15 protein-coding genes are annotated in these 20,228 nt (G+C 73.2%); 10 read left to right on the top strand and 5 right to left on the bottom strand.

The features are described from left to right. Window positions 1-68 precede the first annotated feature (68 nt). The 4 genes from QC029_RS23525 to QC029_RS23540 all read right to left on the bottom strand — a co-directional run bounded on the left by QC029_RS23525 (window position 69) and on the right by QC029_RS23540 (window position 3,316). Window positions 69-494: a Fur family transcriptional regulator gene (locus QC029_RS23525; protein WP_279557774.1), complete on the bottom strand. Its 426-nt coding sequence runs from the start codon at window positions 492-494 to the stop codon at window positions 69-71. Between the two features lie 121 nt (window positions 495-615). After that, complete coding sequence (locus QC029_RS23530) at window positions 616-1,521, bottom strand: metal ABC transporter permease (protein WP_279557762.1); 906 nt, start codon at window positions 1,519-1,521, stop codon at window positions 616-618. Beyond that, window positions 1,518-2,291, bottom strand: coding sequence for a metal ABC transporter ATP-binding protein (locus QC029_RS23535; RefSeq protein WP_279557763.1), 774 nt, complete (start codon window positions 2,289-2,291; stop codon window positions 1,518-1,520). Before QC029_RS23535 ends, QC029_RS23530 begins: the two co-directional genes overlap by 4 nt. A gap of 11 nt (window positions 2,292-2,302) precedes the next feature. Continuing rightward, window positions 2,303-3,316 (bottom strand): metal ABC transporter substrate-binding protein, encoded by a 1,014-nt coding sequence (locus QC029_RS23540; protein WP_279557775.1) that lies wholly within the window; start codon window positions 3,314-3,316, stop codon window positions 2,303-2,305. Between the two features lie 278 nt (window positions 3,317-3,594). On the opposite strand from QC029_RS23540, the gene QC029_RS23545 reads away from it, so the two are divergent. The 3 genes from QC029_RS23545 (at window position 3,595) to dusB (ending at window position 6,738) form a co-directional block, all read left to right on the top strand. Beyond that, window positions 3,595-4,977, top strand: coding sequence for a glycine--tRNA ligase (locus tag QC029_RS23545; protein ID WP_279557764.1), 1,383 nt, complete (start codon window positions 3,595-3,597; stop codon window positions 4,975-4,977). A gap of 221 nt (window positions 4,978-5,198) precedes the next feature. Beyond that, window positions 5,199-5,525, top strand: coding sequence for a hypothetical protein (locus QC029_RS23550; protein ID WP_279557765.1), 327 nt, complete (start codon window positions 5,199-5,201; stop codon window positions 5,523-5,525). Window positions 5,526-5,607: 82 nt separating this feature from the next. Then, complete coding sequence (dusB, locus tag QC029_RS23555) at window positions 5,608-6,738, top strand: tRNA dihydrouridine synthase DusB (protein WP_279557766.1); 1,131 nt, start codon at window positions 5,608-5,610, stop codon at window positions 6,736-6,738. 42 nt (window positions 6,739-6,780) lie between these two features. On the opposite strand, the gene QC029_RS23560 is transcribed toward dusB, so the two are convergent. Beyond that, window positions 6,781-8,244: a trehalase family glycosidase gene (locus QC029_RS23560; protein WP_279557767.1), complete on the bottom strand. Its 1,464-nt coding sequence runs from the start codon at window positions 8,242-8,244 to the stop codon at window positions 6,781-6,783. Between the two features lie 364 nt (window positions 8,245-8,608). On the opposite strand from QC029_RS23560, the gene QC029_RS23565 reads away from it, so the two are divergent. The 7 genes from QC029_RS23565 (at window position 8,609) to QC029_RS23595 (ending at window position 20,171) form a co-directional block, all read left to right on the top strand. After that, entirely contained in the window at window positions 8,609-9,967 is a 1,359-nt protein-coding gene (locus QC029_RS23565) for an ABC transporter substrate-binding protein (RefSeq protein WP_279557776.1), read from the top strand. Between the two features lie 58 nt (window positions 9,968-10,025). Continuing rightward, a complete protein-coding gene (locus QC029_RS23570) occupies window positions 10,026-11,054 on the top strand; it encodes a carbohydrate ABC transporter permease (RefSeq protein ID WP_279557768.1) in 1,029 nt (342 codons plus the stop codon). Then, window positions 11,051-11,920, top strand: a complete 870-nt coding sequence (locus QC029_RS23575; protein ID WP_279557769.1) for a carbohydrate ABC transporter permease — start codon at window positions 11,051-11,053, stop codon at window positions 11,918-11,920. Before QC029_RS23570 ends, QC029_RS23575 begins: the two co-directional genes overlap by 4 nt. Before the next feature lie 70 nt (window positions 11,921-11,990). Further along, complete coding sequence (locus tag QC029_RS23580) at window positions 11,991-13,196, top strand: ROK family transcriptional regulator (protein WP_279557770.1); 1,206 nt, start codon at window positions 11,991-11,993, stop codon at window positions 13,194-13,196. Between the two features lie 459 nt (window positions 13,197-13,655). Continuing rightward, a complete protein-coding gene (gene ppdK, locus QC029_RS23585) occupies window positions 13,656-16,397 on the top strand; it encodes a pyruvate, phosphate dikinase (RefSeq protein ID WP_279557771.1) in 2,742 nt (913 codons plus the stop codon). Between the two features lie 335 nt (window positions 16,398-16,732). Then, a complete protein-coding gene (locus tag QC029_RS23590; protein ID WP_279557772.1) occupies window positions 16,733-17,032 on the top strand; it encodes a hypothetical protein in 300 nt (99 codons plus the stop codon). Window positions 17,033-17,384: 352 nt separating this feature from the next. Next, entirely contained in the window at window positions 17,385-20,171 is a 2,787-nt protein-coding gene (locus QC029_RS23595; RefSeq protein ID WP_279557773.1) for a glycosyl hydrolase, read from the top strand. Window positions 20,172-20,228: the final 57 nt, after the last annotated feature.

Below are 20,228 nucleotides of genomic sequence, written 5' to 3' on the forward strand. Positions count from 1 at the left end.
ACGTGCCCGGTCGGAGCCGCGGCTCCGACCGGGCACGTGCGGCGGCCGGCGCGTACGGGCGCCGGCCGTCAGGCCTTGGCGCGGCCCGCGGCGGCGCACTCGCCGCAGGTGCCGAAGATCTCGATGGTGTGGGCCACGTCCACGAAGCCGTTCTCCGCGGCGATGGAGTCGGCCCACTTCTCCACCGCGGGACCCTCCACCTCCACGGCCTTGCCGCAGCTCCGGCAGACCAGGTGATGGTGGTGGTCGTCACTGCTGCACCGGCGGTAGACGGCCTCGCCCTCGTCGGTGCGCAGCACGTCCACCTCGCCCGCGTCGGCGAGCGACTGGAGGGTGCGGTAGACGGTGGTCAGGCCGACGGAGTCGCCGCGGTGCTTGAGCATGTCGTGCAGCTCCTGGGCGCTGCGGAACTCGTCGACCTCGCTGAGAGCCGCCGCCACAGCGGCGCGCTGCCGGGTCGACCGGCCGCGTACGGGGGGACCTGCGGTCGCCACCATTGCCTCCTAGAGTCGGCGCTACCTCGCGTAGCTGATCGGCCATTGTGCCAGGCGCGGCGGGCGCTGCCGGGGTGTACCCCCGACCGGCGGTGTCACCGGCCCCGCCGACGGCCGCCGGTCACCGGACGACGGTAGCGCCTCTCGCCGTCTCCCGGTCCCCCTCCCGCTCCTCCCGGCCGGACGCCGCCTCGTCCCGCGCCCGCGTCCTCAGCCGCGCGCGGTTCAGCAGCGGGGCGGCCGCCGAGAGGAGGGCGAACAGCACGATGGCCAGCAACACGATGGTGGCGCCGGGCGGTACGTCGGCGTAGTACGAGGTGACGGTGCCGGACACGGACACCAGCACGCCGATGCCCACCGCGAACCCCATGGTGGTCGCGAAGCCGCGCGTGACCTGCTGGGCCGCGGCCACCGGGATCACCATCAGGGCGCTCACCAGCAGCAGGCCCACCACCCGCATGGCCACGGTCACGGTGACGGCGGCGGTGACGGCCAGCAAGAGGTTGAGCAGCCGCACCGGCAGCCCGGTGACCCGGGCGAACTCCTCGTCCTGGCAGACGGCGAACAGCTGCCGCCGCAGTCCGAAGGAGACCGCCAGGGCGAGGACCGACAGCACCACGATGGCCGTGACGTCCTCGGGCGAGACGGTCATGACGGAGCCGAAGAGCGGGGAGAGGAGGTCGGCCGTGGTGCCGCCCGGCGCCAGGTTGATGATCAGGACGCCGCCCGCCATGCCGCCGTAGAAGAGCATCGCCAGGGCCACGTCGCCGCGCGTCCTGCCGTACCAGCGGATCAGCTCCATCGCGACCGAGCCGAGCGAGGCGACCACCACGGCCGTCCACACCGGGCTGGTGCTCAGCAGGAAGCCGAGCGCCACGCCGGTGAGGGCCACGTGCCCGATGCCGTCGCCCATGATCGCCTGGCGGCGCTGGACGAGGTAGATCCCGATGGCGGGGGCCGCGACGCCGACCAGCAGCGCGGCGAGGAGCGCGCGCTGCATGAAGGCGGGCTGGAGGATTTCGGTCATGTCAGCAGTCCGGTCCGGGTCGGTTCGGCGGAGGGGTCGGCGTGCGGGTGGCACGCCTGGTCGTGGAGGTGGGCGGTGCCGTCCACGCGCTCGACCCGGCCGTCGTGGAGGACGACCGTCCGGTCGATCAGCGGGGCCAGCGGGCCCAGCTCGTGCAGGACCAGCAGGACGGAGACGCCCCGGGCGGCCTGCTCGCGCAGCGCGTCGGCCAGGACGCGCTGGCTGAGCAGGTCCACCCCGGCGAGCGGCTCGTCCATGACCAGCAGCTCGGGCTCGCCGGCCAGCGCGCGGGCTATCAGCACGCGCTGGTGCTGGCCGCCGGAGAGCGCGCTCACCGAGTCCCCGGCCCGGTCGGCCAGCCCGACCAGCTCCAGGGCCCCGCGCACCGCCGCCCGGTCGCCGCGTCCCAGCGGCCCCAGCCGCCTGCGGGCCAGCCGCCCGGAGGCGACGACCTCGCGCACGGTCGCGGGCACGCCGGCGGCGGCGGTCGAACGCTGCGGCACGTACCCCACGCGGCGCCAGTCGCGGAAGCGCCGCAGCGGGGTGCCGAACAGCTCCAGCTCGCCGCCCGACGTCTGCACCTGGCCGACGGCGGCCCGCACGGTCGTGGACTTCCCCGAACCGTTCGCGCCGAGCAGGGCCACGACCTCCCCGCGCCCCACGGCCAGGTCGATGCCGCGCAGCACCGGACGCGCCCCGAGCGAGGCGGTCACGCCCCGCAGGGACAGCACCGGGGCCTTCGCCGTGGTGTGCTCGTCCGCCTCCGTCATGGGTGGCCTCCTCACCGGGCGCCGAGCGCCTTCCGCAGGGCTTGAAGATTGGCCCGCATGATCTCGATGTAGTCGTCGCCCCGGGAGGCGTCGGTGATCCCCTCGACCGGGTCGAGGACATCGGTCCGCAGCCCGAGGTCGTCGGCGAGGGTCTTCGCGGTGCGGTCGCCCGCCTCCGTCTCGAAGAAGACCGTGCTGACCCCGTCCTCCTTGGCGACCTGCTGCAGTTCCCTCATTCTCGCGCCGCTGGGCTCGGACTCGGGGTCGAGGCCGGCGATGGACTCCTCGTGGAGGCCGTAGCGCTTGGCGAGGTGGCCGAAGGCGGCGTGGGTGGTGACGAAGGTGTCGGTCGTGCGGTTCCGCAGGCCCTCGCGGAAGTCCGCGTCCAGGCCCCTCAGCTTCTTCGCCAGCGCGTCGGCGTTCTTCCGGTAGTCGGCGGCGTGGTCCGGGTCCGCCTTCGCCAGGGCCTCGCCGACCCCCTCGGCGATCCCGGCGTACTTCACCGGGTCGAGCCAGAGGTGCGGGTCGCCGGCGCCCCCGCCGCCGTGGTCGTGGTCATGGCCGTGGTCGTGGCCCTCGTGCCTGCCTTCGGGCTCGGAGGTGTGCTCCTCCCCGTGCTCGGAGGCGTGCTCCTCCCCGTGCTCAGAAGCGTGCTCCTCCTCGGGTTCGGAGGCGTGCTCGGAGGCGTGCTCCTCCTCGTGGCCCGAGCCCTGCTCCTCCACCTCGGTGTAGGAGGTGGCCTCGGCGACGTTCTCCACCCCGGACAGCTCGATCGCCTTGTCGACGGCCGGCTGGAACCCCTTGAGGTAGACGACGAGGTCGGCCTCGCCCAGCTCGGCGGTCTGCTTCGGGCTCAGCTCCAGGTCGTGCGGCTCGACGCCGGGCCCGACCAGGGAGCTGACCGACACGTGCTCCCCGCCGATCTCCTCGGCGAGGAACTGCATCGGGTAGAACGAGGCGACGACGTCGATCCCGTCGCTCGCGTCCTCACCCGCCCCGGTGCCGCAGGCCGTCAGGCCGAGCATGCTCAGGGCGGTGGCTCCGACGGCTCCGGCCAGCGCGGCGCGGGAGGCGGCGCGGGGGCCGGAGCGGGATATGAGAGGACGGCGTCGAGCGTTCATGACACCCATTTTCACCCTAGTTGGAAATGATTGTCAAAGGAGATGAAGGGATCCGGCGAGGGCGCCCCCCGTCCGCCGCCGGGTTTCCGGCGCCTCCGGTCCGAACCCCGAACCGATTTGATCCGGCCCCCGTCATCGCCGGTAACCTGAGGTATTCCGTCGTCTGTATCGAAGAGAGCACCGTGGCCGCCGACAAGATCGACACCATCGTCAGCCTCAGCAAGCGCCGTGGCTTCGTCTACCCCTGCAGCGAGATCTACGGCGGCCAGCGGGCCGCCTGGGACTACGGTCCGCTGGGCGTGGAGCTGAAGGAGAACATCAAGCGCCATTGGTGGCGCTACATGGTCACCTCGCGCGACGACGTGGTCGGAATCGACTCGTCGGTCATCCTCGCCTCCGAGGTGTGGGTCGCCTCCGGCCACGTCGCCACCTTCACCGACCCGCTGACCGAGTGCACCTCGTGCCACAAGCGGTTCCGCGCCGACCACCTGGAGGAGGCGTACGAGGCCAAGCACGGCCGCCTCCCCGCCGCCGGCCTGTCGGACGTCAACTGCCCCAACTGCGGCGTCAAGGGCCAGTTCACCGAGCCCAAGCAGTTCTCCGGCCTGCTGTCCACGCACCTCGGCCCGACCCAGGACTCCGGCTCGGTCGCGTACCTGCGGCCCGAGACCGCGCAGGGCATCTTCACCAACTTCGCCCAGGTGCAGCAGACCTCGCGCCGCAAGCCGCCGTTCGGCATCGCGCAGATGGGCAAGTCCTTCCGGAACGAGATCACTCCGGGCAACTTCATCTTCCGCACCCGCGAGTTCGAGCAGATGGAGATGGAGTTCTTCGTCAAGCCGGGCGAGGACGAGAAGTGGCACGAGTACTGGATGGAGCAGCGCTGGAACTGGTACACCGGCCTGGGTCTCCGTGAGGAGAACATGCGCTGGTACGAGCACCCGGCCGAGAAGCTCTCCCACTACTCCAAGCGCACCGCCGACATCGAGTACCGCTTCCAGTTCGGCGGCAGCGAGTGGGGCGAGCTGGAGGGCGTGGCCAACCGCACCGACTACGACCTCACCTCGCATTCCAAGGCCTCCGGCCAGGACCTGTCGTACTTCGACCAGGAGGCCGGCGAGCGCTGGACCCCGTACGTCATCGAGCCGGCCGCCGGTGTGGGCCGCACGATGCTGGCCTTCATGCTGGACGCCTACACCGAGGACGAGGCGCCCAACGCCAAGGGCAAGATGGAGAAGCGCGTCGTGATGCGCCTCGACCCGCGCCTGGCGCCGGTCAAGGTCGCCGTCCTGCCGCTGTCGCGCAACCCGCAGCTCTCCCCGAAGGCCAAGGGCCTGGCGGACACGCTGCGCCGGCACTGGAACATCGAGTTCGACGACGCCGGCGCCATCGGCCGCCGCTACCGCCGCCAGGACGAGATCGGCACGCCGTTCTGCGTCACCGTCGACTTCGACACCCTCGACGACAACGCCGTGACGGTGCGCGAGCGCGACACCATGAAGCAGGAGCGCGTCTCGCTCGACCAGATCGAGTCCTACCTCGCGGGCCGTCTGATCGGCTGCTGAGCCCCGTACGCGCGACCGGGGGCCTTCCGGATCCGGCACCACGGATCCGGAAGGCCCCCGTTGCGTTCCGCCCGCGGGCCCCCTCCCCGGCCCGCCTTGCCGGGATCCGGAAACCAGCCGGCTGCGAACGCTGCCCCACTCGGCCCTGGCGCCGGAGCGCGCCTCCCTCCAGAATCGGCCGGGCACGCCACGGGTGGGATCCGGACGGCAAAGGGGGACAGATGCTGACCACGGGCACGGTGACCACGAGCACGATCAGCGGCTACGGCGCGGACGGGCGCATCCACGAGGTGCGGATCACCCGGGACCTGTGCTTCCGCCGCGGCACGGGGGACGCGCGCCACCTCGTCTGCGGCACCTGCGACCACCGGTTCACGGCCCGCCGCCTCGCCCGCGCCGAGGCGGCCTCCGAGGCCGCCCACCACCTGGCCGAGCACGGGGCGCGCCGCGCCGGCGGGCAGCGGCTGAGCCCCGCGCCCTGGATCCTCGGGCTGATCGGGATGGCCGGTTTCCTCGCCGTCTTCACCACCGCGCTCCTGGGGCACTGACCGGGCGCGGGGGACCGGGCCGGATGGGGGACAATGGAGGATCGTCCCCCTCCGCCGAGCGACCACGAGGATGCCCACGCCCATGTCACAGCAGCTCGCCATCGGCCCGCACACGGTCCGGCCGCCCGTGGTCCTCGCGCCGATGGCCGGGATCACCAACGCGCCGTTCCGGACGCTGTGCCGTGAGTACAGCGGCGGCCGGGGCCTGTTCGTCAGCGAGATGATCACCACCCGGGCGCTGGTCGAGCGGGACGCCAAGACCATGCGGCTCATCCACTTCGCCGAGACCGAGAAGCCGCGCTCCATCCAGCTCTACGGCGTGGACCCGGCGACCGTCGGCAAGGCCGTCCGCATGATCGCCGACGAGGACCTGGCCGACCACATCGACCTCAACTTCGGCTGCCCGGTGCCCAAGGTGACCCGCAAGGGCGGCGGCTCGGCGCTGCCGTACAAGCGGAACCTGCTGCGCGCCATCCTGCGCGAGGCCGTCACCGGCGCCGGCGGGCTGCCGGTGACCATGAAGATGCGCAAGGGCATCGACGACGACCACCTGACCTACCTCGACGCCGGGCGCATCGCCGTCGAGGAGGGCGTCACCGCCGTCGCCCTGCACGGCCGCACCGCCGCCCAGCACTACGGCGGCACCGCCGACTGGGACGCCATCGCCGCCCTGAAGGAGGCCGTGCCCGAGATCCCGGTGCTGGGCAACGGCGACATCTGGTCGGCCGACGACGCGGTGCGGATGATGCGCGAGACCGGCTGCGACGGCGTCGTGGTCGGACGCGGCTGCCTGGGCCGGCCGTGGCTCTTCGGCGATCTGGTGGCCGCCTGCGAGGGCAGGCCCGAGCGCGCCGAGCCCACCCTGCGCGAGGTCGCCGCGGTGATGCTGCGGCACGCCCGGCTGCTGGGGGAGTGGCTGGAGGACGAGGCGCGCGGGGTGATCGACTTCCGCAAGCACGTCGCCTGGTACACCAAGGGCTTCCCGGTCGGCTCCGAGATGCGCCGCAGGCTGGCCGTGGCCTCCTCCCTCGCCGAGCTGGAGGACCTGCTGGGCGAGCTCGACCTGGACCAGCCGTGGCCGAAGGGCGCCGACGGCCCGCGCGGGCGCACCTCCGGCCGCAACCGGGTCGTCCTGCCCGACGGCTGGCTGGACGACCCCTACGACCGCGCGGGCGTCGCGGCCGACGCCGAGCTGGACACCTCCGGCGGCTGAGCCGCCGGCCGGGCGCGCCCCGCGCCCCCGGGCGCGGCCGGCTCAGCCGGCCGCGCCGTCGCGCACCAGCGCCCCGACGCGCATCCCGGTGCGCACCGCCGCGCGGTCCGCGGACCGGTCGGCGCTGCGGGAGAGCAGGTCCAGGGCGAGCGCCGCCGTCCAGCTGAACTCCCGTGCCCCGCGGCCCGCCCCGGTGTGCGGGTCCACGTACTCGGCGAAGCCGGACGCGGCGGCCGACGCCAGCACCGAGGCGCGCAGCGAGTCGGCCCGCGTGGTGTGCCCGTACTGCCTCAGGCCCCGCTCCACCAGCCAGTTGACGTTGAACCAGGCCGGCCCGCGCCAGTAGCGGCACGAGTCGAAGGCGTGGCCCTTCAGGTCGTAGCTGGGCACCAGCCGCACCGTGTCGCCCAGGCCGAAGTGCTCGCCGCCGATGGTGCCCAGCAGCGTGCGGACGACCTCGCGCGGCAGGCCCGGGACGACCAGCGGCACCAGCCCGGCGGCGCTGCGCTCCCGGATCGGCTCCCCGGCGCGCACGTCGCGGCAGAGGAACAGCCCGGTCTCCTCGTCCCACAGGCGGCTCACCAGGGCGGCGGTCAGCCGCGCGGCCCGTCTGCGGTGGCCGCCGGGATCACCTCCCGGTTCGGCCCCGACCTCGGCGGCGATCTCCGCGAGCGCGTGCTCGGAGGCGATCAGCAGGGCGTTGACGCCGGGGTCCTCCACCGCGAACGGGTGCGGGGCGTCGGCGTCCCGGTAGCCGTGGTCGCGGTAGTCGGCGGCCAGCCGCACGTACCGGCCGTAGTCCAGGTCGGTGGGGCGGTCGGCGGCCGAGCCGTGGTCGAGGTCGCAGCGGCGGAAGGAGCAGGGGTCGGCCGGCTCGACGCGCGAGAGCGGGCCGTCCCAGGCCGGACTGTTGTCCATGCCGGGCTCCCACGGGTGGACGACCGACACCAGCCCGTGCCCGCCCAGGTCGCGGTGCTCGGTGAGGTAGCGGTGCCAGGCGGCCAGCCGGGGGTAGAGGCGTCTGAGGAAGCCGCGTCGCCGCGAGGTCGCCGGGTCGGCGCGGTGCACCAGCCAGGCGGCGAGCGCGTGGACGGGCGGCTGCACGATCCCCGAGGTCTCGATGTGCTCCGGCGCCCCGGCGCCGGCTCCGGCGGCCGAGGAGCGCCAGAAGTCCGGGCTGGGGAAGTACGCGCCGAGCGGCACGGACGGGTTGAAGACGATGTGCGGGACGCGGCCGTCGCCCCACTGGGCGGCCAGCAGCGTCTCCAGCTCGCGCTGGGCGCGCGGCGCCGACAGATGGCGCAGGCCGATCGCGACGAACGCCGAGTCCCAGCTCCACTGGTGCGGGTACAGGCTCCGCGAGGGGACGGTCGAGGCGCCCGTCCAGTTGCGCAGCAGCACCTGGCACGCGGCCCGGCGCAGCTCCGGGGCGGTGACGCCGACCGGTGACCTCTGGGCGGGGACGAACGGACGGGCGGTGGAGAGGGGGGCCGGAAGGGGCCTCATCGGATCGCCCGGCCCGCGGCGGAGCGAGCGGCGGAGTGCGGTGCGCGGGGCCGTGGGTGCCCGGCCGGTGGCCGCGGCCCCTCCTTCGGGTCCTTCGGGTCCTCCGGGCCCTTCAGGTCCTTCGGGACGGCGTGCGAAGGGGGTGTTTCGGTGAACTGAGCGACGCGCTCCACGAGAACTCCGGTGTCTGTGCGACTCCTAGGTTACGCCTCTGTAAGCCTAGGGTTCTGTCTCGCCGAAAGGCAGAAGTGGTGCTGTGAGACCTGACACACGAGGGGCGCGCGAGCGAAGCACGGGGGAGCGCGGACGGAGGGCGCGGGAACGCGCGCACGCCCGCCGGCCGCGGCGTACGGCCGTCGCCGCGCTGGCCGCCGCGCTCGCCGCGGGCGCGCTGCCGGGCTGCGGGGGCGCGACCGGGGCCGCGCCCGACGGCAGGATCACGGTGTGGTCCCTGGAGAACCTCCCGCCGCGGATGGCCGCCACGCGGAAGGCCGTCGCCCGCTTCGAGGCGGAGAGCGGCATCGGGGTCGAGCTGGTCGGCGTCGCCGAGGACCAGCTCCCGCAACTGGTGATGTCGGCCGCGGCGGCGGGCGGGCTGCCCGATGTCATCGGCGCGGTGCCGCTGGGCCAGGTGTGGCAGATGCACGCCAACGACCTGCTCGACACCGCCGCCGCCGGCGACGTCGTGCGCGCCCTGGACGAGGACACCTTCGGCGCGGGCGCGCTGCGGCTGACCGCCGACGGCGGACGGCGGCTGGCGGTCCCCTCCGACGCCTGGCTGCACCTGCTCCTGTACCGGAAGGACCGGCTGGCGCAGAAGGGCCTGCCCGTCCCCGACACCTACCGCGACCTGCTGCGGGCGGCGGAGGAGCTGGACACGGGGGAGCGCGCCGGGATCTCCCTGGCCACCGACCCCGGCGACGCGGCCACCCAGCAGAGCTTCGAGGGCCTGGCCCTGGCGAACGGCTGCGAGCTGGTCCGCGCCGACGGGGAGGTGGTGCTGGACTCCCCGCCCTGCCGCCGGGCCTTCGCCGCGTACGGCACCCTCGCCCGCGAGTACGGCGCTCCCGGCGCCCAGACCGTGGACTCCACCCGCGCCACCTACTTCTCCGGCTCCTCCTCGCTCCTCCTCTGGTCCTCCTTCGTCCTCGACGAGCTGGCCGGGCTGCGCGAGGACGCCCTGCCCGGCTGCCCGGAGTGCGGGGAGGACCGCCGCTTCCTCGCGGAGAACAGCGGGATCGTCACCGCGCTGGAGGGACCGGACGGCGCCGGCCCGGCCCGGTTCGGCGAGATCACCTCCTGGGCCGTCACCAGGTCGGCCGAGACGGAGGCGTCGCGGGCCTTCATCGAGTACATGATGGGCGACGGCTACCGGGACTGGTTCGGCATGGCGCCCGAGGGCAAGATCCCGGTCCGCACCGGGACCCCCGGCGACCCGGACGCCTTCCTGCGCGCCTGGCGCTCCAGCGACCTCGGCGTGGACGAGCGCGTGCCGATGGACCGGGTGTACCCGCCCGAACTCCTCGACCGGCTCGTGGACGGGGTCGGGGGGATGAGGCGCTGGGGCATCGGACGGGGCCAGGGCGTGCTCGTCGGCGCCATGGGCGGCGAGCTGCCCGTGCCCCGGGCCGTCAGCGCCATGGCCGGCGGCGGGCTCGCCCCGGAGGAGGCCGCGCGCGCGGCCGACGAGGAGGTCACCGCCCTGCGCGAGTCCCTGGAGTAGCCCCGCCCGGCCCCGTCGCCCCCACCCACACGCCCGAGGTGCGCATCCCATGACCCCCGTGACCACACCGCGGAGCCCGGCGAGACCGCCGGACGGCGGCGGAGCGGGAGAGGCCCGTACCCGCCGCCGTACGCGCCGCGCCCGCCGCCCCCTCACCGCGGCCCGGCGCGAGAACCGCGCCGGACTGGCCTTCACCGCCCCCACCTTCCTGGTCGTCCTGTCCGTCGTCGTCCTGCCCATCGCGTGGACCGTGCTGCTGGCCTTCCAGGACGCCCGGCTGGCCGACATCCAGGGCATGGGCCTGCGGGGCCGCTGGACCCTGGACAACTTCGGCGCCGTCCTCGGCTCCCCCGGCTTCTGGAGCAGCCTGGGCACCACCCTGGTCTACGCCGCCGGAGGCACCGCCGGATCGATCGCGCTGGGCCTGGCCGCCGCCCTCGCGCTGCGCCGGCCGTTCCGGGGCCGTGGCCCGCTGCGCGCCGCGATGCTCCTGCCGTACGTCGCCCCCGTCGTCGCCGTGGCCTTCGTCTGGCAGGTGGCGCTCAGTCCGCAGTACGGCGTCGTGGGCGAGTGGGGCCGCGACCTCCTCGGCTGGGAGCGGGCTCCGGCCTTCCTCACCACCCGCGACCACCGGGTCTCCCTGCTGGGAGTGGGGTTCGACGTCCCGCTCGCCCTGCTGACCGTCATCGCCTTCGAGACCTGGCGCTACTTCCCCTTCGCCTTCCTCTTCCTGCTCGCCCGCCTCCAGGCCGTGCCCGCCGTCCTGGAGGAGGCCGCCACGGTGGACGGCGCCACCGTCGGCCAGCGCTTCCGGTACGTGCTGCTGCCGCAGCTGATGCCGGTCGTGGCGCTGCTGGCGGTGCTGCGCTTCGTCATGGCCTTCGGCAAGTTCGACGACGTGTACCTGCTGACCGGCGGGGGAGCGGGCACCGACGTCGTCGCCGTCCGCGTCTACGAGTTCCTCACCGCGCGCTACGACGTGGGCGCGGCGGCCGCGCAGGCGCTCGTCCTGGCCGCCGTCCTGGCCGTCCCGCTGGGCCTGTGCTCCGGGTACCTCGCCCGCCGGGCGCGGGAGGAGGCGGCGTGAGGAGCCGCGCGCGTGCCGAGGAGAGGATCTTCGGGATCCTGCGGTGGGCGGTGACCGCCTTCCTGGCGCTGGCCGCCGTCCTCCCCTTCGGCTACATGCTGCTGCTGTCGGTGAAGCCGGTCGACGCGCTGCTGCTGGACCCGGGGCGGCTGTGGGTCTCCGCGCGGGAGCTGACCGCCGCCACGTACGAGGAGGTGCTGCGGCCCACCGGGGAGGGCGGCCAGGGCTTCGTGCGGATGCTCGCCAACTCCGCCGCCGTCTCGCTGGGCACCGTCGCGCTCACCCTGCTCGCGGCCGTGCCCGGGGCCTACGCCGTCGGCAGGCTGCGCTTCTTCGGCGGCCGGCACGTCAGCGCCCTCTTCCTGGCCGTCTACCTCTTCCCGGCCACCCTGCTGGCGGTGCCGCTGTTCGTGGTGTTCGCCAGGATGGGGCTCCACGGCAGCCTGGCCGGGCTCGCGGTCGTCTACGTCGCCCAGACCGTGCCCGTGTCCGTGTACATGCTGCGGAACTACTTCCTCACCGTGCCGCGCGCCGTCGAGGAGGCCGCGGCGCTCGACGGCTGCTCCCGGCTGCGGACCGTCCGCACGGTGGTGCTGCCGCTCGCGCTGCCCTCGCTGACGGCCACGGGCCTGTACATCTTCATGATCGCCTGGAACGAGTTCCTGTTCGCCCTGCTCTTCCTCACCGCCGAGCCGGGGAAGTGGACGGTCTCGCTCGGCCTCCAGCAGCTCGCGGGCGGCGTCGAGGTCTCCAAGACGGTGCTGATGGCCGGCTCGGTGGTGCTCACCGTGCCGGTGGTCCTGCTCTTCCTCGCCGCCGAGCGGCTGCTCGCCGAGGGCCTGACCGGCGGGGCGGACAAGGCCTGAGAGGGGGCTGAGCAGGGCGTTCGGCGGGGGTGGGACGGCGGCGGCCGGAAGGTGCGGCGAAGATGACCGTATGACCGGGAACCAATCCAGCGCGGGGCACCTGCTGCGGCTGGTCCGCAGCGGGCAGGCCACCACCCGCGGCGAACTCCAGCGCGCCACCGGCCTGTCCCGCTCCACCGTCGGCCACCGCCTCGACCAGCTCTTCCGTGCGGGCTGGATCCGCGACGGCGCCACCGTGCCCGTGGGCGGCCCGGCGGGCGGACGCCCCTCGAACCGGCTGGAGTTCGACGGCTCGCACGCCGTGGTCCTCGCCGTGGACGTGGAGACCCGGCACGGGCTGGCCGCCGCGCTGGACCTGAACGGCCGGGTGCTGGCCGAGCACACCGGGCCCCTGAACATCGAGGACGGCCCGGAGAACGTGGTCGACCGGGTGGCGCGGTGGTTCCCGCCGCTGCTGGAGCGGGCCGGGGCCGCCCCGGAGGAGGTCTGCGGCATCGGGGTGTCGGTGCCCGGGCCGGTGGAGTGGGAGTCCGGGCAGGTGGTCCAGCCGCCGATCATGCCGGGCTGGGACCGCTACCCGATACCCGAGCGGATGCGGCGGGCGTACCTGAGGCACACCGGCGCGGACGGCGAGGGGCCGGTGGTGCTGGTCGAGAACGACGCCAACCTCATGGCGTACGCCGAGCAGCGCACCGGCTGGCGCGACTGCTCCGCCTTCCTGCTGGTCAAGGTCTCCACCGGCATCGGCGCGGGGCTCGTGGTGGGCGGCGAGATGTACCGCGGCATCGACGGCGGCGCCGGGGACATCGGGCACATCCGGCTGCACGACCGGCCGGACGCGCTGTGCATGTGCGGTTCGTACGGGTGCCTGGCCGCGGTCGCCAGCGGCCGGGCGCTGGCCGGCCGGCTCACCGCCGCCGGGATCCCGGCCGCCTCCGGGACCGGGGTGCGCGAGCTGCTCGCCGCCGGGCAGCCCGACGCGGTCCGGCTGGCCCGGGAGGCGGGCCGCAGGGTGGGGGAGGTGCTGGTCACGGTCGTCACCGTGCTCAACCCGGGGGTGCTGATGGTCGCGGGCGACCTGGCCGGCACGCCGTTCGTCACCGGCGTGCGCGAGCTGCTCTACCAGCGCGCCATGCCCCGCAGCACCGCCCATCTGACCGTGGTCACCTCCCGGCTGGGGGAGAGGGCGGGTCTGGTGGGGGCGGGGGCGATGGTCGTGGAGCACCTGTACGCGCCCGAGCGGGCGGACGCCCGGCTGGCGGCCATGGGGCTGTGAGGGGGCCGGGTGGGAGCACCGCCCGGTGGGCGCTCATCCGAGCGCCACGGCTCGCGTATGTGTCCAATGGCTGAGACATGGGGTCCGTCAAGGGCGTGATGCTCGCCACTCTGATAGACGGCTCGCTCATATGAGCATCAAGAGGGGCGCTGCACTTCTCCAAGGGATGGCACCGAGTGCCACCTCCCTTCCGTTCACGCGATCACGCCCGTGGTGGCCGAGAGTGACCGTGAAGCGCTCCATCGATCACCGGGGGTGTTCGGCGGTTCGACTAGTGAAGGGGGCGTCTCGCGGCACTTGAATCGGCCTTTACTTTCGATCCCTCGGCGGATGGGTGGTTACACCCCCATGGACTGCCGATGGCCGTACTCGAAATCCTTCGATCTGGGTACGCTCCCCGCCGTCAGGGCAGCCTTCCCCCGGCTTCCGCCGTGGGATCCAGCGAGGAGCGCGATTCTCGTGCCGGAAAACGAAGAGCCTCACGTAACCCAGAAGTTCGTCTACGACTTCACCGAGGGCAACAAGGACCTCAAGGACCTCCTCGGAGGCAAGGGAGCCAACCTCGCCGAGATGACGAACCTCGGTCTCCCGGTCCCTCCCGGGTTCACCATCACCACCGAGGCGTGCAAGGTCTATCTCGACTCCGGCTCCGAGCCCCCGGCCCTCCGCGACGAGGTGAGTGCGCACCTCGACGCGCTCGAGAAGAAGATGGGCAAGAAGCTCGGCCAGGCGGACGACCCCCTCCTGGTCTCCGTCCGGTCCGGCGCCAAGTTCTCCATGCCGGGGATGATGGACACCGTCCTGAACATCGGCCTGTCCGACGCCTCCGTGGCCGGTCTCGCCGCCCAGGCGGGGGATGAACGTTTCGCCTGGGACTCCTACCGGCGCCTCATCCAGATGTTCGGCAAGACCGTGCTGGGCGTCGACGGCGAGCTGTTCGAGGAGGCGCTGGAGGAGGCCAAGCGGGCCAAGGGCGCGGCCACCGACGTCGACCTGGACGCCGGCGACCTCAAGACGCTCGTCGAGACCTTCAAGGGCATCGTCTCCGGGCAGACCGGCCGCGACTTCCCGCAGGACCCGCGCGAGCAGATGGACCTCGCCATCCGCGCGGTCTTCGACTCCTGGAACGGCGACCGGGCCAGGCTCTACCGCCGCCAGGAGCGCATCCCGCACGACCTGGGCACGGCCGTCAACGTCTGCTCGATGGTCTTCGGCAACCTCGGCCCCGACTCCGGCACCGGCGTCGCCTTCACCCGCGACCCCGCCAGCGGCCAGCAGGGCGTCTACGGCGACTACCTCGCCAACGCCCAGGGCGAGGACGTCGTCGCCGGCATCCGCAACACCGTGCCGCTCGCCGAGCTGGAGAAGATCGACAAGACGTCGTACGACCAGCTCATGCGGATCATGGAGACCCTGGAGAACCACTACCGGGACCTGTGCGACATCGAGTTCACCATCGAGCGCGGCAAGCTGTGGATGCTCCAGACCCGGGTGGGCAAGCGCACGGCCGCCGCGGCCTTCCGCATCGCCACCCAGCTCGTGGACCAGGGCCTGATCGACGAGGCCGAGGCGCTGCGGCGCGTCAACGGCGCCCAGCTCGCCCAGCTGATGTTCCCGCGCTTCGACGAGTCGAGGATCGGCGCCGGCGGGGCCGAGCGGATCGGCTGGGGCATCGCCGCCTCGCCGGGCGCGGCCGTCGGCAAGGCCGTCTTCGACTCCTACACCGCCATCAAGTGGTCGCGCTCGGGCGAGAAGGTCATCCTCATCCGCCGCGAGACCAACCCCGACGACCTCGACGGCATGATCGCCGCCGAGGGCATCCTCACCAGCCGCGGCGGCAAGACCTCGCACGCCGCCGTCGTCGCCCGCGGCATGGGCAAGACCTGCGTCTGCGGCGCCGAGGAGCTGGAGGTGGACACCAAGAGGCGCTGCCTGAGCGCGCCGGGCGGGGTGGTCATCGAGGAGGGCGACGTCATCTCCATCGACGGCTCCACCGGCAAGGTCTACCGCGGCGAGGTCCCCGTCGTGCCCTCCCCGGTCGTGGAGTACTTCGAGGGCCGGATGCACGCCGGCGCCGAGGACGCCGACGAGCTGGTCAAGGCCGTGCACCGGATCATGGCGTACGCCGACCGGGTACGCCGGCTGCGGGTGCGCGCCAACGCCGACAACGCCGAGGACGCCTCCCGCGCCCGCCGCTTCGGCGCCCAGGGCATCGGCCTGTGCCGCACCGAGCACATGTTCCTCGGCGAGCGGCGCGAACTGGTCGAGCGCCTGATCCTGGCCGACACCGAAACCGAGCGCGAGCAGGCCCTGGCCGCCCTGATGCCGCTCCAGAAGGGCGACTTCGTCGAGCTCTTCGAGGCCATGGACGGCCTGCCGGTGACGGTGCGGCTGCTGGACCCGCCGCTGCACGAGTTCCTCCCCGACATCACCGAGCTGTCGGTGCGGGTGGCGCTGGCGGAGTCCCGCAGGGAGCCCCACGAGAACGAGCTGCGGCTGCTCCAGGCCGTCCACCGCCTCCACGAGCAGAACCCGATGCTGGGCCTGCGCGGCGTACGCCTGGGCCTGGTCATCCCCGGCCTGTTCACCATGCAGGTGCGGGCCATCGCGGAGGCGGCGGCCGACCGGATCGACGCCAAGGGCGACCCGCGCGCGGAGATCATGATCCCGCTGGTGGGCACCGTCCAGGAGCTGGAGATCGTCCGCGAGGAGGCCGAGAAGGTGATCGCCGAGGTCGAACAGGCCCGCGGCGTGGACCTGAAGCTCCTCCTCGGCACGATGATCGAGCTGCCGCGCGCCGCGGTGACGGCCGGCCAGATCGCCGAGTGCGCCGACTTCTTCTCCTTCGGCACCAACGACCTCACCCAGACGGTGTGGGGCTTCAGCCGGGACGACGTGGAGGCCAGCTTCTTCACGGCCTACCTGGAGAAGGGCATCTTCGGGGTCTCGCCGTTCGAGACCATAGACAGGGACGGCGTCGGCTCGCTGGTGCGCAACGCGGTCGCGGCCGGCCGGGGCACCCGCCCCGACCTCAAGCTCGGCGTCTGCGGCGAGCACGGCGGCGACCCGGAGTCGGTCCACTTCTTCCACGGCATCGGCCTGGACTACGTCTCCTGCTCCCCCTTCCGCATCCCGGTCGCCCGCCTGGAGGCGGGCCGGGCGGCGGCGGTGGAGACCGGGGAGGGCAGCGACAGCCGCTGACCCCACCGATCCGAACCGGTCCCGACCGATCCGAACCGGTCCCGACCGATCCGAACCGGTCCTGACCGGCCCGACGACCAACCGACACCGGAGCCACTCCCGTCGACCCCGACCCTCACCCGGCGGGCAACGGCTCCGGCGCCCGAAGGGAGGGGCGGCGCCTGTGCGGAGGCGTCGCCCCTCCCGCGTCGTACGGGGTGCGCGTGAGGTTGTGCGGGTCGGCCGCGGTGGGCGGCTCGCGTCCGAGCACGCCCGGTTCCTCGCGTGGACGGCGCGGGACCAGGGCCGGACGGCCGCCGCGCCGGTCGGTCCCGTACGCCTCCCCGGGAGTTCGGGTGACGGCCGTGCAGACGGCCGCTCGTGGGCGCGCGCCGGACGCGGACGCAGGCAACGCGCGTCGCCTGCCGGACAAGGCCCGGGAACTCATCGGCCGAGCGGCCGAGCACCCTGATGACGAGCCGCCGTGGACGTGCTTCCACGACGGGACCCGGTTCACGCTGCGACGTGGCACGTCCGAGCTGCACCTGCGGAAGTGGCGGACGGCCGTCGACCGACTCGCGAGCGGCCCGGGCGCCCTGCCGGACGACCACCGCAGGGACGAGAGCCGGTACCGGTCCTGCCCGGCGCACCCCTGACCGGAGCGGGGGAGGGACAGGCGGCGCTCGCGGCCGTACCGGATGCCTCCGCCGTCGGCCGTCCCCGTGCCCGGAACGAACCGCGCAGCACCGCGGCCGTGCTGCGGCGGCACGACCGGGAGGCGTGGCCGCCGGTGTGGCGCGCCGGGGCGCGTCCGGCGCCGGGCGGTAGACGAAAAGGACGATACGGCGTCAACTTTTGAACGAACAGCGGCTGTTGAAGATCGATTCTGTCGAACATCTTGACGCTTGTTTAGCTGAACTTTACGTTGCCGGAATCTGAGAGCGCTCTCACACACCCTCGAACCCCCACATCCCCCACCCCCACCCCCACCCCCACGAGGAGCCGTTCATGAGATTCCGCAGACGTCCCGCCGCGCTGCTGGCGGCGGTGGTGGCCACGGCCGCCGCCGCCACCGGCCTCGGCGTCGTCGGGGCGGGCAGCGCCACGGCCGCCACCGTCCCCGTCGGACAGGGCGGTTACAGCGACACCCGCCCCGCCGGAGCCGCAGGCCCGGAGAACAACACCGGCGCCCCCGTCAAGCCGAAGGTCACCTCCGCCGCCGCGGGCAAGCCGGTGCCCACCAACGACTGGTGGTCCTCCCTGGCCTTCCAGCGGTACCCCGACAACCCGTACTCCGAGAACATGTACGGCCACCCGCTCACCTACCGGGCCGTCTCCGGCGGTCTGGAGGTCGGCTACCCCACCTCCCCCGCGATCGTGGGCGACGGCCGCCAGTACGAGTTCCCGCACAAGCGCGACCTGACCGTCGGCCTGGAGGGGCTCAACGCGCCGGACGCCAGGGCCGACTCCTGGAGCGACTGGACCGTCACCCCCCAGTGGTCCGACGGCGCCCGCACCCTGCGCACCACCATCGGCCACGGCATGCCCTACGTGTACGCGCAGGGCACCGGCGGGGCGGCGCGGATCTCCGCCGCGAGCACCCCGAACGTCTTCGCCGACCAGGGCAACGTCCTGGGCGTCACCATCGGCGGCCACCACTACGCGCTGTTCGCCCCCACCGGCAGCGACTGGACCGTCTCGGGCACCGACATCCGCGCGAACCTGGGCGGCAGGGACTACTTCTCGCTGGCCGTCCTGCCGAGCACCGACGCGCTCGCCACCTACCGCAAGTACGCCTTCAGCTTCGTCACCGACTCCAGGGTGAGCTGGAACTACGACCGGGCCGCCGGGCGGATGAAGGCCACCTACACGCTGACCACGACGGCGAAGGAGGGCAGCGAGCGCGGAACCCTCCAGGCCCTCTACCGCCACCAGTGGCTGCACACCTCCGACGCGCTGACCCCCTACACCTACGTCTCGCCGCGCGGGACGATGAAGGTCCGCGAGGGCGCCTCCTTCACCACCTCCCAGAAGGTCACCGGCGTCCTGCCGGGCCTGCCCCGGGTGCCCGCCGTGGACAAGGCACGGCTCACCGGGTACCTCAACGAGGTGGCGAACGCCGCCGACCCGTTCCAGGGGGCCACGGACACCTACTGGACGGGCAAGCAGCTCGGCAAGCTCGCCCAGCTGGTGCCGATCGCCGACCAGATCGGTGAGACGGCCGTCCGCGACAAGCTGCTCGGGCTGATCAAGGGACGGCTCCAGGAGTGGTTCACCGTGGGCGGGCCCTCGGAGTTCTCCTACGACCGGGACTGGCGCACGCTCATCGGCTACCCCGCCTCCTACGGCAGCGACAAGGAGCTCAACGACCACCACTTCCACTACTCGTACTACGTGATGGCCGCGGCGATCGTGGCCCAGTACGACCGGGCCTGGGCGGCGGACTCCGCCTGGGGCGGCATGGTGAAGACGCTGGTCCGGGACGCCGCCAACCCCAGCCGCACCGACCAGCTCTTCCCCTTCCTGCGCGGCTTCGACGTCTACGCCGGGCACAGCTGGGCCGCCGGGCACGCGGGCTTCGCCGCGGGCAACAACCAGGAGTCGTCCTCGGAGTCGATCAACCTCAGCGCCGGCCTCGTCCTGTGGGGCGCGGCCACCGGGGACACCTCCCTGCGGGACCTGGGCGTCTACCTGCTGACCACCGAGTCCGAGGCCATCGCCCAGTACTGGTTCGACGCCGACCAGGCCGTCTACCCGCAGAACTTCAACCATGACGTCGTCGGCATGGTGTGGGGCAGCGGCGGCGCCTACTCCACCTGGTGGACCGCCAACCCCGAGGAGATCCACGGCATCAACGTCCTCCCGGTGACCGGGGGTTCGCTCCACCTGGCCCGGAAGAAGGACATGATCCGGCGCAGCATCTCCGAGATGGAGCGGAACAACGGCGGCCCGGCCGTCGAGTGGCGCGACATCCTCTGGGAGTTCCAGGCCCTGGCCGACCCCGCGAAGGCCAAGGCCCTCTGGGACGCGCAGAACGGCGGCTACGGTCCGGAGGCGGGCGAGACGAAGGCCCACACCTACCACTGGATCACCACCCTGGACGCGCTCGGCGCCCCCGACACCGACGTCACCGCCGACAGCCCCACCGCCGCGGTCCTCACGAAGAACGGCACCCGCACCTACGTGGCCCACAACCACTCCGACTCGGCGGTGACCGTGACGTTCTCCGACGGCGGGAAGCTGAGCGTCCCGGCCCGCTCCACGGCCACCGGCACCGGTACGGCGGACCCGGGCGACCCCGGCGACCCGCCCGCCACCGGCAACACCTTCCACCCGCGCTCCGGCGGGACGCTGAGCACCACCGCGGCCGCCACCCCGACCGGCGACACCATCCCCTCGGCGGACGGCGTCAACCGGGACGGCACCCCGTACCGGCCGCTCGTCTACGAGATCCGCAACGTCAACGGCAGCCACCGGTCCGGCGGGACCACCGACTTCCGGCTGAAGGTGGACGCGGGGACGGCGGTCGGACTCGGCCAGCAGGCCCGGGTCTCCTACGACCTGACCGGTGACGGCACCTTCGACCGGGTGGAGACCTACCGCTACTTCGCCACCGACCCGGTGCCCGGCTGGGAGGAGTACGCGTCCGCCCGCGCCGGACTGAGGTCGGCCTCGGGAAGCCTCGGCGACCTCAGGGGCGGAACCGTCCGGCTGGAGGTGTGGAGCGCCATCGGCAACGCCCCGTCGCAGCTCCAGGTGGGCTCCGGCTCGGTGCTCACCATCCCCTTCGGGTGACCGGCCCCGCCGTGCGCGCGCCCCCGGACCGCGTCACCACATCAGTTCCCCGGGGGT

Source organism: Streptomyces sp. DH37, from assembly GCF_029813835.1.
Classification (GTDB): Bacteria; Actinomycetota; Actinomycetes; order Streptomycetales; family Streptomycetaceae; genus Streptomyces.